The sequence below is a fragment of the Mesorhizobium sp. WSM4840 genome, assembly GCF_055811755.1.
The window spans coordinates 201,437-216,733 of sequence record NZ_JBVVQD010000001.1; the positions used below are offsets into that span (position 1 = coordinate 201,437).

Sequence of the window (15,297 nt, forward strand, 5' to 3'; positions counted from 1 at the left end):
GGGCTGCCGGCAGCTTCCATGGCTGACGCTTTAGAGAAGGCCGGCAATCCCGTCCCACAGAAGCTTGACTGCGACGACCGCGACGGTTGCGTAGGTGAAGGGGTAGAACAGTTCCGGCCGCATCCGCCGGACCAGCCAGGCGCCGGCGATGGTCGAAAGCGGCGCCAGCGGCACCAGAACCGCCGACGCGGTCAGGTTGGTGGTGTCGAACTGTCCCAGCGCAAAATAGGGGATGAGCTTCAATGCGTTGGTGGCGGCAAAGAAGATTGCGGCGGTGCCCGACAGCACTTTCGGATCGAGCCGGATCGGCAGCGCATAGACCTGGAAGGGCGGGCCGCCGACATGGGCGACGAAGCTGGTGAAACCGGCGACCGTCCCCCAGAAGGCGGCAGCCGCGCGGTTGGGCTCGGCCGAGTGGCCCGCACCGTGCCGCATCTGTAGAAAGACCCAGCGAAGCACGAAGATCATGGCCACCGCGCCGACGATCAGCCGCACCATTTCCGCTGTCACCAACGCCGCGGTCAGCCAGCCGAGGCCGATGCCGATCACCGCCCCCGGCATCATGTCCGTAAGCATCTTGCGGTCGTAGACACCCCACCACGTCCACACCGAGACGATGTCCATCAGGCACAGTATAGGGAGCAGGATGGCGGCGGCCTGCACCGGCGGCATGGCCAGAGCCATCAGCGGCACCCCGACGAAGCCGACCGCACCGCCAAAGCCGCCCTTGGACAGACCGACCAGGATGACGGCTGGAATGGCGGCGGCATAGAACCAGGGATCGAGCAAAAGACCTGACATCGGCGGGGAACAGTTGGAGGGAAAGCGTGTAGACGTGGAATAGCCGATAAACCTTCGCGCCGCGACTGCAAATGTACACACAATGCGATGCGTCGTGAGTGCCGTCGCCTGTTACGGTTTTGAGATGGCGGTTGCAGCGAGCGGCGGTGGGCGCCTGCGGATCGGCTGCGCCTTGATGATGGCTGTGCTGGTTTCGGCCTTGTCGGCGATACGGTCGAGAAGCTTGTCGAGATCGCCGATCGAGCGCACGAACAGCCGGGCAACAAAGCAGTCGTCGCCCGTCACCTTGTCGCATTCGCCAAACTCCGGAATTTCCTCGATCAGCTTCTGCACAATATGCAGCTTGCCCGGCAAGGGCCGGATGCGAACGATCGCCTGCAAGGTGTAGCCGAGCGCTTGCGGATCGATCTCGATGGTGAAGGCGCGGATGACGCCGCGATCCTCAAGACGTCGAAGCCGCTCCGAAACGCTTGGCGATGACAACCCGACCTGCTGGGCCAGTTCCTTCAACGAGGTTCGCGAATCCTTGATCAGGATTTCGAGAAGGCGTCGGTCCAGATCGTCCAGCATTTGACATTCCCAAGGAAAAGGCCGTCATCACCTTATTTAATTAGGCGCGACTGGCATATCACCTGACGCAAATTATAGAAAGCGCTGATGCGGCATGGAATTATCAACCATCAGCGTTTCAAGAGGCAATATTCATGGACAGCACGGTGCGTGGCACGGTCGAAATGACGGCCGCAATGGCGATCCTCGGCACGATCGGATGGTTCGTCGTCATGTCGGGCGAGCCCATCATGGATGTCGTCTTCTGGCGCTGTGCTTTCGGCGCGATAACGCTGCTGATCATCTGCGCTGCCCTGGGGCTGCTGCGCGGCAGGCTGTCGCTGCGCATCGTGGGGATCGCGGCTCTCGGGGGCGCTGCCATCGTCGTCAACTGGCTGCTGCTGTTCAGCTCGTTTTCCCGCGCCTCGATCTCGATCGCCACGGCAGTCTACAACACGCAGCCCTTCATGCTGGTCGGCTTTGGCGCGCTCTTCTTCTCAGAGCGGCTGACCCTGACAAAGCTGGCCTGGCTTGGCATCGCCTTCGCCGGCATGCTGCTGATCGTGCAGGCCTCGCCTGATGTGGGTCCCGGTGCAGGCCCCAATACAGGCATAGGCAATGTCGGTACGGATTATTTTATCGGCATCGCGATGGCGCTGGGTGCGGCTTTCTTCTGGGCCGTCGCCGCCATCGTCACCAAGAAGCTCAAAGGCACGCCACCACACCTGATCGCCCTGATCCAGGTCTGCGTCGGCGTCGTCATGCTGGCACCCTTCGCCAACCTTTCCCACCTTCCCGCCGATGCGTGGAGCTGGAGCATGCTGGCGACGCTTGGTGTCGTCCATACCGGTCTGATGTACATCCTGATGTACGGCGCCATTCAGAAACTGCCGACGCATCTGCAGGGGTCGCTGTCCTTCATCTACCCTGTGGTCGCGATCCTGGTCGATGTCGTCGCCTTCGGCCACCGGCTGCATCCGGCCCAGATCGTCGGCGCCGCCGCCATCCTGGTCGCCGCCGCCGGCATGAATCTCGGCTGGACACTGTGGAAATCGAAGGCCCCAGCCGAGAGCACCCAGGCAATCAAGTGAGGCAGTAACGTCACCGGACGACAATCCTGCGCCAATGATCCTGCCCCGCCCGCCTGTTCAAGGCCGGCTCTTTGCTCTATGCCGCAATGCAACCATCTTCGCCCGGCATAGGCGAAAACCGGGATCGAAAACCAATGAACCACGCAACGCCTCCAAATCGCTGCCGCATCGTGCTGATCGCGCCGCCCGGCGTGCCGGCTGAGCGCATCGGCGCGGCGTTCGAGGGCGGCGACGTCGCCTCGCTGATCCTGCCCGAGAACGGCATGGACGAGGCCTCCTTCCAGGCGTTCGCCGAACAGATCGTGCCGGCGGGGCAAGCGGCAGGCGTTGCCGTCGTCATTGCCGGCGACACTCGCATCGCCGGCCGCGTCCAGGCCGATGGCATCCATGTCGAGGTCGGCAAGGCCGAACTCGCCGAGACGATCGAACGTTTTCAGGCAAAAATGATGGTCGGCACCGGCGGCGCCAAGACCCGCGACGATGCCCTGGAACTCGGCGAGCTCAGGCCCGACTACATCTTCTTCGGCCGCTTCGGCTACGACAACAAGCCGGAGCCGCACCCACGCAACCTGTCGCTGGGGCAATGGTGGGCGGATGTGATCCAGATCCCTTGCATCGTCATGGCCGGATCCGACATCGCCTCGGTGGAAGCGGTGGCTGCCACCGGCGCCGAATTCGTGGCGCTGTCCAGCGCCGTCTTTGCCGACGGCGTCGACCCAAAGATGGCAGTCGCCAGCGCCAACGCGCTGCTCGACGAAACCGCGCCGCGTTTCGAGGACTGACGTGCCGGCGCGGACAATCCTTTTCAGTGCTTTGCTTGCGCCGCTCACGGTGCAGGCCGCCGTGGCGGAAACCGTCCCGTTGCCGCAACCCAAGCCCGACATCGGTGCAAACACGGACAAGCCGATCGCCACGCCGCTGCCGCAGCCTGCCACCACGGCCCCGCTGCCGTCGGCCGACGCCATCAATCCCGACCGCTTCGGTGCAAAGCCGTCGGATTCTGCCTATGGCGCCTTCCAGCGCGGCCTTTACAAGACGGCCTACAACCTCGCCTTGGTTCGCGCTCAGAACGGCGATCCGGCGGCGCAGACATTGATCGCAGAAATATTGTCGCGCGGCCTTGGCGTGCCGGTCGACGCGGCGGAGGCGGCAAAGTGGTACGCGCTTGCCGCAGAGCAGGGCATACCGGAATCGCAGTTCCAATATGCGCTGATGCTGCTCGACGGCCGCTACGTCAAGAAGGACGAGAAAGGGGCCTACGCGCTGATGCAGGCCGCCGCCGAGGCCGGCAACCGTCTGGCGCAGTTCAATTTCGCGCAGCTGCTGGTCCAGCAGGACCCCGGCGATGCCGGCATCGCAAAGGCGGTGTCCTATTATCAGCGCGCCGCCGCGACCGGCCTTGCCGACGCGCAATATGCGATGGCGCAGGTCTATGCCAATGGCGTCGGCGGCAAGCCGCGCGACGATGTCCAGGCGCGAGGCCTGCTGGCGCAGGCAGCACGGCAGAACTATGACACGGCGCAGATCGATCTCGCCGCGTGGATGATCGAGGGACGTGGTGGCGCCCGCGACCTCAAGTCTGGCTTCGGCTGGATGAAACAGGCCGCCGAGGGCGGCAATGTCGCCGCCCAGAACCGCCTCGCCAAGCTTTACATGGGCGGCATCGGCGCCGATCCGGATCCGATCCTTGCCGGCGCCTGGTACGTCGTCGCCCGTCGCGCCGGGCTCATCGATCCGCAGATGGACGATTTTCTGCAGGGCCTGACTGACGACCAGACGAAGCAGGCGCTACAGAGGGCCAACCGCCTTCCGTAAAGCGCACGGGCGGTGAATATCTGGCAGCGGCGCGGGTTGGATGCTGGCGAGGGAATGACTCCGCCCCTCGCCCCTCCTGCCCACTCCCTTGCCTCTCCTGGCGATTTGTGGTCTTGGAGGCGCCAAATCGCTTTCATCGCGAAAATCTCATTCCGGATCACATCATCATGGCCAAGATCAATGGCAACGAAATCCGTCCCGGCAACGTCATCGAGCATGACGGCGGCCTGTGGGTGGCGGTCAGGACCAACGCTGTCAAACCAGGCAAGGGCGGCGCCTATAACCAGGTCGAGTTGAAGAACCTGATCAACGGCACCAAGCTCAATGAGCGTTTCCGCTCCGCCGAAACCGTCGAACAGATCCGCCTGGAGATGAAGGATTTCTCCTTCCTCTACGAGCAGGGCGACGCGCTGGTGTTCATGGACACCGAAAGCTACGAGCAGCTTGAGTTGCAAAAGGATTTCGTCGGCGATCGCGCTGCCTTCCTACAGGACGGCATGATGGTGACGGTCCAGCTCTATGACGAAAGGCCGATCGGCATTTCACTGCCCGACCAGGTGACGCTGACCATCACCGAGGCCGATCCGGTGGTGAAGGGTCAGACGGCCGCCTCATCCTATAAGCCGGCGATGCTGGAAAACGGCATCCGCGTGCTGGTGCCGCCGTTCATCGGTTCAGGCGAACGTATCATCGTCGACACCAACGAAATCACTTACGTGCGCCGCGCCGACTAAAGCGCCCGGCAGCAGGAAGAAGCGCAGCAGGAAGAACTACAATGGCGCGTTCCGCAATCCTCAATGTAATGGTCCAGGCCGCCATGAAGGCCGGCCGCTCGCTGTCGCGCGATTTCGGCGAAGTACAGAACCTGCAGGTCTCGATGAAGGGGCCGGGCGACTATGTTAGCCAAGCCGACCGCAAGGCAGAAGAAATACTCTTCACCGAGCTATCGAAGGCGCGGCCGGGCTATGCCTTCCTGATGGAGGAGCGCGGCCTGATCGAAGGCGACGACGGCCAGCACCGCTGGATCGTCGACCCGCTCGACGGCACCACCAATTTCCTGCACGGCATTCCGCTGTTCGCCATCTCGATCGCGCTGGAGCGCCAGGGCCAGATCGTCGCCGGTGTCGTCTACAATCCGGCGATGGACGAACTCTACACCGCCGAGCGCGGCGGCGGCGCCTTCATGAACGACCGCCGGCTGCGGGTCGCCGGCCGCACCAAGCTGATCGACGCGGTGATCGGCTGCGGCGTGCCGCATCTCGGGCGCGGCCAGCATGGCAATTTCCTGGTCGAGCTGCGCAACGTGATGGCCGAAGTCTCCGGCGTGCGCCGCCTCGGCTCCGCCTCGCTCGATCTCGCCTACGTCGCTGCCGGCCGCATGGACGGGTTCTGGGAAACCGGCCTGTCTGCCTGGGACGTTGCCGCCGGCATCCTGCTGATCCGCGAGGCAGGCGGCTTCATCTCCGACTTCGCCGGCGGGCAGAACATGCTGGATGGCGGCTCGATCGTCGCCGGCAACGAGATCATCCAGCGTGCGCTGTTGAAGACCGTCAGGAAGCCGGTGACGCCGCGCTAGGCTCTAGCGTGCTTGGCGCGCTGAACCGCCGCAGTCGCAAAACCGCAACCAAAGCTTGAAATACTGTCCGGCATCCGCCCAGATAGGGAGATGCAGGATCATTCATGACGCACATCGGCCCCGAATCCCAGATCGAAATCCCCTTCATGGGACGCTGGCACTATTCGCGCGCCGAAATGATCGCCGACGGCATCGTCCATGCAGTGGGCATCGTGCTCGCCATTGCCGCCGGCTCGGCGTTGCTGGCGCTGGCCGCCTTCCATGCCGGTCCGGGTGAATATATCGCCGCTGCTTTCTACGTGGTTTCGCTGCTCACCGTGCTGTCGGTGTCGCTGGCCTACAATCTGTGGCCGGTGTCGTCGCCAGCCAAGTGGATATTGCGGCGCTTCGACCATGCCGCGATCTATCTGCTGATCGCCGCGACCTACACGCCTTTCCTCGCCCAGCTCGACGGCTCGCCGCTGGCCGTCTCGATGATCGTCCTGGTCTGGGTCGCGGCAGCGCTCGGCATCGCCATCAAAGTGCTTCTTCCCGGTCGCTTCGACCGGCTGGCGATCGTCTTCTATCTCGCCATCGGCTGGAGCGGCATCGTTCTTGTCGAGCCGCTCGTCCAGACACTGCCGACGACGTCGATCGCGCTGATCGTTGCCGGCGGCATCGTCTATTCCTGCGGCGTCATCTTCTTCGCCTGGAAGGGCCTGCGCTTCCACAACGCACTGTGGCACGGCTTTGTCGTCACCGGCGCCGGCCTGCACCTGGCTGCCATGGTCGACTGCCTGGTCATCAACCGGCTCTGACGCCGATGTCCGCTTGGCAATATTGCCAAGCGCCATTCAATTTGGTCACAATTGCGTTTAGAGTCGCCGTCAAACGTGAAGTTGCGGCAGCGGCATCGGAAACGGGGCACGGATGGCTTTTCTCAAATCCTTCGGCAAAGGCAGGCGCTCCGACGTTTTGATGTACGATCCGCACAAACTGTCGAGCCCGCAGGTCTTCCTCCTGACCATGGTCATCTTCCTGATGATCGTCGCCTTCATCGCCGCCATCCTGACCCGTCAGATCTCGAGCGCCTTCGCCGCCAATCCCGGTCTCAACGGCCTGATCATCGGCGTGCTTGTGGTCGGCATCCTGCTGGCCTTCGTGCAGGTCGGCCGGCTGTTTCGCGAAGTGCGCTGGGTCAACTCCTTTCGGGCCGGCTCCGAAACCACCGAGCCGGTGCTGCTGGCACCGATGAAGGCGATGATCGGCCGCTCGTCGACGATCGCCTTCTCGACCAGTTCGATGCGCACCATGCTCGATTCGATCGCCACCCGCCTCGATGAAAGCCGCGACACCTCGCGCTATCTTGTCGGGCTGCTGGTGTTCCTTGGCCTGCTCGGCACTTTCTGGGGCCTGCTAGGCACGATCGGCTCGATCCGCGAAACCATCGAGTCGCTCGATCCCGGCAGCGGCGATGCCGCCGCCGTGCTCGAATCGCTGAAGCAGGGGCTTTCCGCGCCGCTGGCCGGCATGGGCACCGCCTTCTCGTCCTCGCTGTTCGGCCTGTCCGGTTCCCTGGTGCTCGGATTCCTCGACCTGCAGGCTGGCCGCGCCCAGACACGCTTCTACACCGAGCTCGAAAACTGGCTGTCCTCGGTCACCGACCTGTCGTCCGACATCGTCGTCGCCGAACCGGCCAAGGCCGAATCCTCCGACGAGATCCGCGTCCTGTCGGAAAGACTGCGCAGCATGCAGGAGAATGGCGGCGGCGCCAATCCGCGTGTCGCCACCGCCATGGCCAACCTTGCCGACGGCATTTCGGGCCTGGTCAAGAACATGCGCTCGGAGCAGCAGATCATGCGCGACTGGGTCGAGGCCCAGTCGGACGAGCAGAAGGCGATGCGCGGCACGCTGGAGAAGATCGCCGATGCCCTGAAGAAGACTGGAGTCCATTAGCATGGCTCTCGCCAGGGGCCGGCGTACCGATCGCCGTATCGATTACTGGCCGGGCTTCGTCGACGCGCTGTCGACGTTGCTGCTCGCGATCATGTTTTTGCTCACGGTCTTCGTGCTGGCGCAGTTCCTGCTCGGCCGCGAAATCTCCGGCAAGGACACTGTGCTCAACCGCCTCAATTTGCAGATCAACGAACTGACCCAGCTTCTGGCGCTGGAGCGCTCGACGACGCAGGACAAAGAAGATTCGCTCGCCAATTTGCAGGCGTCGCTGTCGGCGTCGGAGGCGGAAAAGAGCCGGCTCGAGCAATTGCTGGCGCAAGGCGCCGGTGCCGGCGACGCGGCCAACCAGCGCGCCACGGCACTTTCGGGTGAACTCGACAACCAGCGCCAGATCAGCCAGCAGGCGCTGAGCCAGGTCGAAATCCTCAACCAGCAGATCGCGGCGCTGCGCAGGCAGATCGGAGCGCTCGAAGAAGCACTCAACGTGTCCGAAGCGCGCGACCGCGAGTCCAACACCAAGATCGCCGATCTCGGCCGCCGCCTGAACGTCGCGCTGGCCCAACGGGTGCAGGAACTGAACCGCTATCGGTCCGACTTCTTCGGGCGCCTGCGCGAAATCCTCGCCGACCGCGAGAACATCCGCATCGTCGGCGACCGCTTCGTCTTCCAGTCGGAAGTGCTTTTCCCGACAGGCTCCGAAGTGATCAACGACGCCGGCAAGGTCGAGATGAAGAAGCTCGCCGGAGCCATCATCGACCTGCAGAAGGAGATCCCGCCGGAGATCAACTGGGTGCTGCGCGTCGACGGCCACACCGACGACAAGCCGCTATCGGGCACCGGCCGTTACCGCGACAATTGGGAACTGTCGACGGCGCGCTCGACCTCGGTGGTGAAGTTCCTGATCGAAAACGGCGTGCCGGCCAACCGGCTGGTTGCGGCCGGCTTCGGCGAATTCCAGCCGCTCGACCCCGCCGACACCGAAGACGCGCGCAACAAGAACCGCCGCATCGAGCTGAAACTGACCGAGCGCTGATCCGGGCTGGCCTCAAGGCGAACGCCCGGATTTAGAGCGCCCGTGCGGGCCGGCAAGGCCTGAAAAGATTACCTTTTTTTAATTACACTTTGCCGAGAACCGTTCCTAGGTTGTGCCACGGGGCCGAGAACCGCCGGCGGTGGAACCGTCCATCGCGACGCGACGGAACCGGACGGCCCAAGGCCGGAAGGCGGCGTCCTAACCGCCGCCTTCCCCAGTAAAAGGAGACGCAACCATGCGCTCTTTCACTCCCAAAACCCTCAGGCCCAAAACCCTCAGGCCCAAACCCTCAGGACTGCAACGCTCGCTGCCCTTCTCGTCACCGTTCCGTTTGCTGGCGCCTACGCCGGCCCGCGTGAGACAGCTTTGATCAACCGGATACAGAGCGTGGATACGGGTATACGATCCGCGACGCATGCGAACCAGCTCGAGCCGGACGAGGCGCGCGACTTGCGCACGCAGATCGCTCAACTCGATCGGGCCGCCCAGAGGGCCGCGCGAGATGGAACGATGCCAACCACCCAATATCAGCAGTTGCTGGCGCAGCTCGATGATGTGAGCCAGAAGCTGCGGGCAGCCACCGGCAGCGCCTTCCTCATCGGCAGCGGCGGCGATGGCGGATATTATCCAAACGGCTACGGCCCAACCTATCCAAATGGCTGAAACCATCCATCAGAGCGCCGCAGTTGATCTTGCGCATGATCCTTTGATTTTTGCGCAAGATCCGTTCCGCACCGAACGCCGGCGCGTAGATCCGTTCAAGAACCTTCCGAAAATTGATTCCGATTTCGGGGTCATGCGCCCAGCCAAAGTACGATCAGAGCAGCTGCCGCCGGTACGGTCTGGATGTAGAGGATTTTCCTGCCGACCGTCGCCGCGCCGTAGAGGCCGGCGATGGCGACGCAGAGCAGGAAAAACACCTTGATCTGGAAACCGGCCTCGCCGAGGTAAAGCCCCCAGATCAGCCCGGCTGCGAGAAAGCCGTTGTAAAGACCCTGGTTGGCCGCAAGCACCTTCGATGCGCTGGCGAATTCCGGCGTCAGCTTGAACAGCTTGTGGCCGCGCGGCGTATTCCACAGCACCATCTCCAGATAGACGATGTAGAGGTGGATCAGCGCCACCAACCCGACCAGCACATTGGCGATCATGCTTCGTCTCCCGTCGCGGCACGCGCCGCCTCGCGATATTGATCACGCACGCCGCCGCTCCCGCAAGACGCATTGCGGCGTGCATCGTGCTAGCAACCAATGTGCCTATCGCCGACGGCCTTCAGGGTTGCCAATGCCCACGCATTGGTATCTTTTCCCGCCGTTCAGATTCAGCGGAACCCGCCATGTCCTTTCAAAAACTCGACGACCTCGGCCACAAGCTCGAAGCACTGGAGCATGCGCTCGCCATTCTCGGCGCCGACGAGGCGACCCAGATGGCCGTCGGCGGCGGCGAAAAGCGCGCCGAGGCGATGTCGGCGCTGGCCGGCATGCATCACGCCAGAGCGACAGCGCCGGAGATCGCCGACTGGATCGCAGCCGCCGAACAGGAAACGCTGAACGAAGAACAGCAGGCAGCGGTCAAGGAGTTCCGGCGGCAATACACCAACCTGACCTGTTTGCCGGTCGAATTCGTCGAGCGTCAAACGACCGCGCGCATGCGCTCCGAGCAGTTGTGGCGCGACTTGCGTGCAAAGAACGACTGGGCAGGTTTTTTGCCGGCGCTCGAAGGCGTCGTGGCGCTGGTGCGCGAGGAAGCAGCACTTCGCGCCGACGTGCTCGGCCTCTATCCCTATGACGCGCTGATGGAGCAATACGATCCCGGCAACCGCGCCGCCGACATCACGCCGGTCTTCGCCGAGCTGAAGACCTTCCTAAGAGATTTCGTGCCGGAGGCACTGGCCGTGCAGGAAGAGCGGCTGGCGAAACATCCGCTGAAGCCGCTTTCGGGCAGCTATGCGATCGAAAAGCAGCGCGAGCTTGGTCTCGCCATGATGGCGGCGGTCGGCTTCGACCTCACCCACGGCTCTCTGTCGGTATCGCATCATCCGTTCTGCGGTGGCGTGCCGAGCGACGTGCGCATCACCACCCGCTACAGGACCTCCGATTTCCTGTCGGCGCTGATGGGCGTGCTGCACGAGACCGGCCATGCGCTTTACGAACAGAACCTGCCGAAGGCGTGGGCGCACTGGCCGCTCGGCAAGGCGCGCGGCATGGCCGTGCATGAAAGCCAGAGCCTGTTCGTCGAAAAGCAGATCGGCCGCAATCCCGAATTCTGGCGCTGGGCGCTGCCTGTGGTCGAACGGCACCTCGGCGAGATCTGGTCGATCGACGACATCCTGCCGCATGTGCATCGGGTTGAGCGCGGCCTGATCCGCGTCGACGCAGACGAGGTGACCTACCCGCTGCATGTCATACTGCGGTTCGAGCTGGAGCAGGAGCTTGTCTCGGGGCGGCTGGAGGCCGCCGACCTGCCGGAGGCCTGGGACGCCAAGATGCGCGACTATCTCGGCCTGTCGACCATCGACAACCCGGCCGACGGTCCGATGCAGGACGTGCACTGGCCGGGTGCCGCCTTCGGCTATTTCCCCTCCTACACGCTGGGCGCCATGATGGCGGCGCAGCAATGGGCGGCGCTGACCAGAGATCATCCTTCGGCCAACGAAGACCTCGCCAAGGGGAATTTCGCGGCGATCAACGACTGGCGCAGTGACAGGATCTGGTCGCAAGGCTCGCGCTGGTCGACGCCCGAACTGCTCGAACGCGCCACCGGCGAGAAACTGAACGCCGCGCATTTCACCGATCACCTGAAAAAGCGGTATGGCGCCTAGGGCCGCCCCCTCCGACCCATACCGCCTGACCGATCATTGGTGTTCTCCAGAGATACCGCCTGATCCGCCGTTCTCGGTCCCAGCCGAGCCACCCTGCCTTGCAGGACGCAATTTACTTTTCTATCACTAATGGTGTTCGACTGTAATCTGGCGGGGCGTACAGGGGCATGGGGCGGGCAGGGCATTTTCACGCGGCGACAACAGTGGTCGCCAGACTCACTGTATTGGCAAGACTCACAGTATTGATTGTCATTTGCACGGTCTGCTGGCCGGCCATGGCCGGTACGAACGTGCACAAGGGCAGCCTTGGCAACTGGATCGAGCAAGTCGCGCTTCCCAAGGCCGATCCACAATTCGACAGCCAGATCAAGAACGGCATATCCAACCTGCTGTCGGATTTTCAGATCCGGAAGCGCCCCGGCGGATTGGAGATCTTCGACCGCTATGCCTACAAGATCGTCGACCGCACTGGCCTGGAACGCGGCGCTGCCATAAGTTTTGAATTCGATCCTGCGACGTCCGAGGTCACCGTGAACTGGATCGACATCATTCGTGACGGCGTGGTGATCAAGCACCTTTCCGATGCTGAGTTCGACGTGTTTCGGCGCGAGAGGGATGCGGAGAGGGCCTCTTCGATGGTTGGCTTACCGCTTACGTGAACATCAACGATGTCCGGGTCGGAGACATCGTCGACTATGGCAAGACCACGGTCAGGACTCCGATCATCGGCACGGATCTTCTTTTCCACTCCTTTGCCGTGGCTTGGGATGAACCAATCGCTCTGATCCGCGAAAGAGTGACGTGGCCAACCGTGCAGCCCCAGAATTTCCGACAGGTCAGGACGGACATACGCCCGGATGTCGAGTCCACCGGAGAAACGACTACCTATCTTTGGCAAAGCGCCAACCCGACGCCCGTGAAATCGCAGGAATATCTGCCGCCGGACTTTCGCACATATCCATCCATCGAAATCTCCTCGACATCGAAATGGCAAGATATCGTCGACACGGTGCTTCCGTATTATCGGCTGGACCAGGAGCTGCCGGCAGAGTTCGCATCGAAGCTCGATGCCATTGCCGCCAAGTACGATGCGCCCGAAGACAGGATGATCGAGGCAATGCGGTTGGTCCAGGAAACCATCCGCTATGTCAGCCTGTCCATGGGCCGTGGTTCCTATATCCCGCGCAGCCCGACGACAGTGGTGGCAAGCGGCTTCGGCGATTGCAAGGACAAGGCGCTGCTTCTCGCCTCCAGCCTGCGGCGACTGGGAATCCAGGCGGACGTGGCTCTCACGGATCTTGATGAAGGGCTTGCTCTCGCCACGATACTTCCGACGATAAGGGCGTTTGACCACATCATCGTAAAGGTCGTCATCGACAGCCAGAAGTACTGGATCGACGCGACCAACTATCTGCAGGGAGGCAGGGCAGGTAATCTTGTGCCGCCCGACTACGGCTTTGCGCTGCCCATTGCCGCCGACAACGCGGCGATGGAAAAGATAGACCGAAACGAGCTCTACCAGCCGACCACCTTTGTGAACGAGGTGTTCGATTTTCCCAAACGCAAAGGCGAGCCGCTCAAACTGACGGTTACCACTACCTATTGGGGCGCGGATGCCGATAGCATGCGTTATAAGCTTGTCTCGCAATCGGCGGCAAAGATCGCGGACGACTATCTCAAATATTACAATCGCCAGTATCCCGGAATGAAAAGCCTGGGGCCGTTGGTGACGAACGACAGCCGCGACAAGAATCTGGTGTCGGTAACCGAATCCTACGATCTGTCGGCAGACGATCTCGACGCCGATAACCTCGCCAAGGAATTTGCTCTGAAATCGGATGTCGGCATCAGATATCTGCCGGAGCCCGACCTCCTCGAAAGGAGCGCGCCAATCTGGCTAGGCAGCCCGATCTTTCGACGACACCGGTGCACGGTCAGAAATCTGAAGGCCCACTTCGTAGGCCCCGAGGACAATGACGACGTGATTACGCCCCACCTTGCATTCAAGGCTCGTTGGACGAGCACCTCCACCGAATTTCAGGTCGACTGGTTTCTCAAGACCATCAACGGTCAGGTTCCCGCCAAGAGCATCGGCCCCTATTTGAAATCCCTCAAGAAGATCAATGACAATTCGGCTTGGAACTACAATTTCGCCTATTCGGACGCCGAAGCGAACTGACGCCAGTGGAAAGGCCTACTCCGCCGCACCCTTGAAAGCATTCGCCCCGGTTTCGAACTGCAGCTTGGCCAGCCGCGCATAGATGCCCCCCTTGCCAACGAGGCTCTGGTGGGTGCCTTCCTCGACGATGCAGCCGCCATCCATAACCAGGATCCGGTCGGCCTTCAGCACCGTCGCCAGCCGGTGGGCGATGACGATGGTGGTGCGGTCCTGCATCAGCCGCTCCAGCGCCGTCTGCACCAGCGTCTCGCTTTCCGCGTCCAGCGCCGAGGTCGCCTCGTCGAGCAGAAGGATCGGCGCATCACGCAGAATCGCGCGGGCAATCGCCACGCGCTGGCGCTGGCCGCCGGACAGCGTCACGCCGCGCTCGCCGACCTGGCTGGCATAGCCTTTTTCGAGCTTCAGGATGAACTCGTCGGCAAGCGCATCCTTGGCCGCCGCCTCGATCTCGGCGTCGCTGGCGTCCGGACGGCCGAAGCTGATATTGTCGCGCGCGCTGGCCGCGAAGATGGTGACATCCTGCGGCACGATGGCGATGCGCTCCCGGATCGCGGCAGGGTCGGCCTCGCGCACATTGACGCCGTCGATCATGATCTTGCCGGTCTCGGGGTCGTAGAAGCGCAGAAGCAGCGAAAAGACGGTGCTCTTGCCGGCTCCCGACGGGCCGACGATCGCCACCGTCTCGCCGGGCTTGACCTGGAAACTCAGACCGTGGACGGCGGCGCGGTCGGGCCCAGCGGGATAGGAGAAGGACACGTCGTCGAAACTTATTGCGCCTCTGGCCGTCGCCGGCAGCTGTTTCGGATGCGCTGGGGCCTGGATCGCGGGCTTCTCGGCCAGGATCTCGGTCAGCCGTTCGGCAGCACCCGCCGCCTGGGAAAGCTCGCCCCATACTTCCGACAGCGCGCCGAGCGCGCCGGCGGCGAACACCGAATAGAGCAGGAACTGGCCGAGCGTGCCCGGCGACAGCGTGCCGTCGAGCACGTCGCGCGAGCCGAACCAAAGCACCGCCACCACCGAGGAAAAGATCATGAAGATGGCGAAGAAGGTGAGGAAGGAGCGGGCAAAGATCGAAGATCGCGCCGCCTCGAACGCGGCTTCCACGGCAGATGAAAAATGCCCGGTGACGAGCTTCTCGTTGGTGAAGGCCTGCAGCGTGCGCACCGCGCCGATCTGCTCGCTGGCATAGGCCGTGGCGTCGGCCAGCGTGTCCTGCGCCAGCCGCGATTTGCGCCGCACCGAGCGGCCGAAGGCGACCAGCGGCAGCACGATCACCGGGATGGCGGCGATGACAAGACCCGACAGCTTCGGGCTGGTGAAGACCATCATCGCCACGGCGCCGAGACCCAGGATGACGTTGCGCAGCGCCACCGATGCGGTGGCGCCGAGCGCCGCCGTGTCCGGCGGGGTGTGGGCGGCGGGGCGGGGGGCGGAGAACCCCCCCGGGGGGGGGGGGGATGATGGTTGGGGCCGGCGGGGGGCAATGGGGGACCAAAAGCA

The 15,297-nt window shown here is 63.0% G+C and carries 14 protein-coding genes and 1 pseudogene; 11 read left to right on the forward strand and 4 right to left on the reverse strand.

Annotated features, from left to right (window positions below):
- Positions 1-30 precede the first annotated feature (30 nt).
- Together AC0L3I_RS01080 and AC0L3I_RS01085 are read right to left on the reverse strand one after the other, a co-directional pair.
- Positions 31-801 carry a sulfite exporter TauE/SafE family protein gene (locus AC0L3I_RS01080; RefSeq protein WP_473525671.1) on the reverse strand — a complete coding sequence of 257 codons (771 nt, stop codon included), beginning with the start codon at positions 799-801 and terminating at the stop codon, positions 31-33.
- A 111-nt stretch (positions 802-912) separates the two neighbouring features.
- Positions 913-1,371 (reverse strand): Lrp/AsnC family transcriptional regulator, encoded by a 459-nt coding sequence (locus AC0L3I_RS01085; protein WP_473525672.1) that lies wholly within the window; start codon positions 1,369-1,371, stop codon positions 913-915.
- A 134-nt stretch (positions 1,372-1,505) separates the two neighbouring features.
- Here AC0L3I_RS01085 and AC0L3I_RS01090 point away from each other — a divergent pair, with 134 nt between their 5' ends.
- From AC0L3I_RS01090 to AC0L3I_RS01130, 9 genes are all read left to right on the forward strand, one after another.
- Positions 1,506-2,441: a DMT family transporter gene (locus tag AC0L3I_RS01090; protein ID WP_473525673.1), complete on the forward strand. Its 936-nt coding sequence runs from the start codon at positions 1,506-1,508 to the stop codon at positions 2,439-2,441.
- 134 nt (positions 2,442-2,575) lie between these two features.
- Positions 2,576-3,223 (forward strand): thiamine phosphate synthase, encoded by a 648-nt coding sequence (locus AC0L3I_RS01095; protein ID WP_473525674.1) that lies wholly within the window; start codon positions 2,576-2,578, stop codon positions 3,221-3,223.
- Between the two features lies 1 nt (position 3,224).
- The gene (locus AC0L3I_RS01100; protein WP_473525675.1) at positions 3,225-4,256 is read left to right on the forward strand and encodes a tetratricopeptide repeat protein; all 1,032 of its coding nucleotides are present in this window, start codon (positions 3,225-3,227) and stop codon (positions 4,254-4,256) included.
- 167 nt (positions 4,257-4,423) lie between these two features.
- The gene (gene efp / locus AC0L3I_RS01105) at positions 4,424-4,990 is read left to right on the forward strand and encodes an elongation factor P (protein WP_258121595.1); all 567 of its coding nucleotides are present in this window, start codon (positions 4,424-4,426) and stop codon (positions 4,988-4,990) included.
- Between the two features lie 41 nt (positions 4,991-5,031).
- Complete coding sequence (locus AC0L3I_RS01110; RefSeq protein ID WP_473525676.1) at positions 5,032-5,832, forward strand: inositol monophosphatase family protein; 801 nt, start codon at positions 5,032-5,034, stop codon at positions 5,830-5,832.
- Positions 5,833-5,936: 104 nt separating this feature from the next.
- Complete coding sequence (gene trhA / locus AC0L3I_RS01115; protein ID WP_473525677.1) at positions 5,937-6,629, forward strand: PAQR family membrane homeostasis protein TrhA; 693 nt, start codon at positions 5,937-5,939, stop codon at positions 6,627-6,629.
- Between the two features lie 112 nt (positions 6,630-6,741).
- Complete coding sequence (locus AC0L3I_RS01120) at positions 6,742-7,767, forward strand: MotA/TolQ/ExbB proton channel family protein (protein ID WP_473525678.1); 1,026 nt, start codon at positions 6,742-6,744, stop codon at positions 7,765-7,767.
- A gap of 1 nt (position 7,768) precedes the next feature.
- Positions 7,769-8,800 carry a peptidoglycan -binding protein gene (locus AC0L3I_RS01125; RefSeq protein ID WP_473525679.1) on the forward strand — a complete coding sequence of 344 codons (1,032 nt, stop codon included), beginning with the start codon at positions 7,769-7,771 and terminating at the stop codon, positions 8,798-8,800.
- 450 nt (positions 8,801-9,250) lie between these two features.
- Entirely contained in the window at positions 9,251-9,463 is a 213-nt protein-coding gene (locus tag AC0L3I_RS01130) for a hypothetical protein (protein ID WP_473525680.1), read from the forward strand.
- 131 nt (positions 9,464-9,594) lie between these two features.
- On the opposite strand, the gene AC0L3I_RS01135 is transcribed toward AC0L3I_RS01130, so the two are convergent.
- Positions 9,595-9,948 (reverse strand): DUF1304 domain-containing protein, encoded by a 354-nt coding sequence (locus AC0L3I_RS01135; protein WP_192357513.1) that lies wholly within the window; start codon positions 9,946-9,948, stop codon positions 9,595-9,597.
- A 185-nt stretch (positions 9,949-10,133) separates the two neighbouring features.
- Between AC0L3I_RS01135 and AC0L3I_RS01140 the strand changes: the two genes are divergently transcribed.
- Positions 10,134-11,618: a carboxypeptidase M32 gene (locus AC0L3I_RS01140; RefSeq protein ID WP_473525681.1), complete on the forward strand. Its 1,485-nt coding sequence runs from the start codon at positions 10,134-10,136 to the stop codon at positions 11,616-11,618.
- 275 nt (positions 11,619-11,893) lie between these two features.
- Positions 11,894-13,797 (forward strand): annotated as a pseudogene (locus tag AC0L3I_RS01145) (DUF3857 domain-containing protein).
- Positions 13,798-13,812: 15 nt separating this feature from the next.
- Here the strand turns inward: AC0L3I_RS01145 and AC0L3I_RS01150 are convergent.
- Positions 13,813-15,297, reverse strand: a 1,485-nt coding sequence (locus AC0L3I_RS01150) for an ATP-binding cassette domain-containing protein (RefSeq protein WP_473525682.1), incomplete at its 5' end; no start/stop codon positions are given.

Bases quoted from the DNA above. Each gene is read 5' to 3' on its own strand.
- AC0L3I_RS01080 (WP_473525671.1), bottom strand. From the start codon at position 801: ATGTCAGGTCTTTTGCTCGATCCCTGGTTCTATGCCGCCGCCATTCCA.
- AC0L3I_RS01085 (WP_473525672.1), bottom strand. From the start codon at position 1,371: ATGCTGGACGATCTGGACCGACGCCTTCTCGAAATCCTGATCAAGGAT.
- AC0L3I_RS01090 (WP_473525673.1), top strand. From the start codon at position 1,506: ATGGACAGCACGGTGCGTGGCACGGTCGAAATGACGGCCGCAATGGCG.
- AC0L3I_RS01095 (WP_473525674.1), top strand. From the start codon at position 2,576: ATGAACCACGCAACGCCTCCAAATCGCTGCCGCATCGTGCTGATCGCG.
- efp (WP_258121595.1), top strand. From the start codon at position 4,424: ATGGCCAAGATCAATGGCAACGAAATCCGTCCCGGCAACGTCATCGAG.
- AC0L3I_RS01110 (WP_473525676.1), top strand. From the start codon at position 5,032: ATGGCGCGTTCCGCAATCCTCAATGTAATGGTCCAGGCCGCCATGAAG.
- trhA (WP_473525677.1), top strand. From the start codon at position 5,937: ATGACGCACATCGGCCCCGAATCCCAGATCGAAATCCCCTTCATGGGA.
- AC0L3I_RS01120 (WP_473525678.1), top strand. From the start codon at position 6,742: ATGGCTTTTCTCAAATCCTTCGGCAAAGGCAGGCGCTCCGACGTTTTG.
- AC0L3I_RS01125 (WP_473525679.1), top strand. From the start codon at position 7,769: ATGGCTCTCGCCAGGGGCCGGCGTACCGATCGCCGTATCGATTACTGG.
- AC0L3I_RS01135 (WP_192357513.1), bottom strand. From the start codon at position 9,948: ATGATCGCCAATGTGCTGGTCGGGTTGGTGGCGCTGATCCACCTCTAC.
- AC0L3I_RS01140 (WP_473525681.1), top strand. From the start codon at position 10,134: ATGTCCTTTCAAAAACTCGACGACCTCGGCCACAAGCTCGAAGCACTG.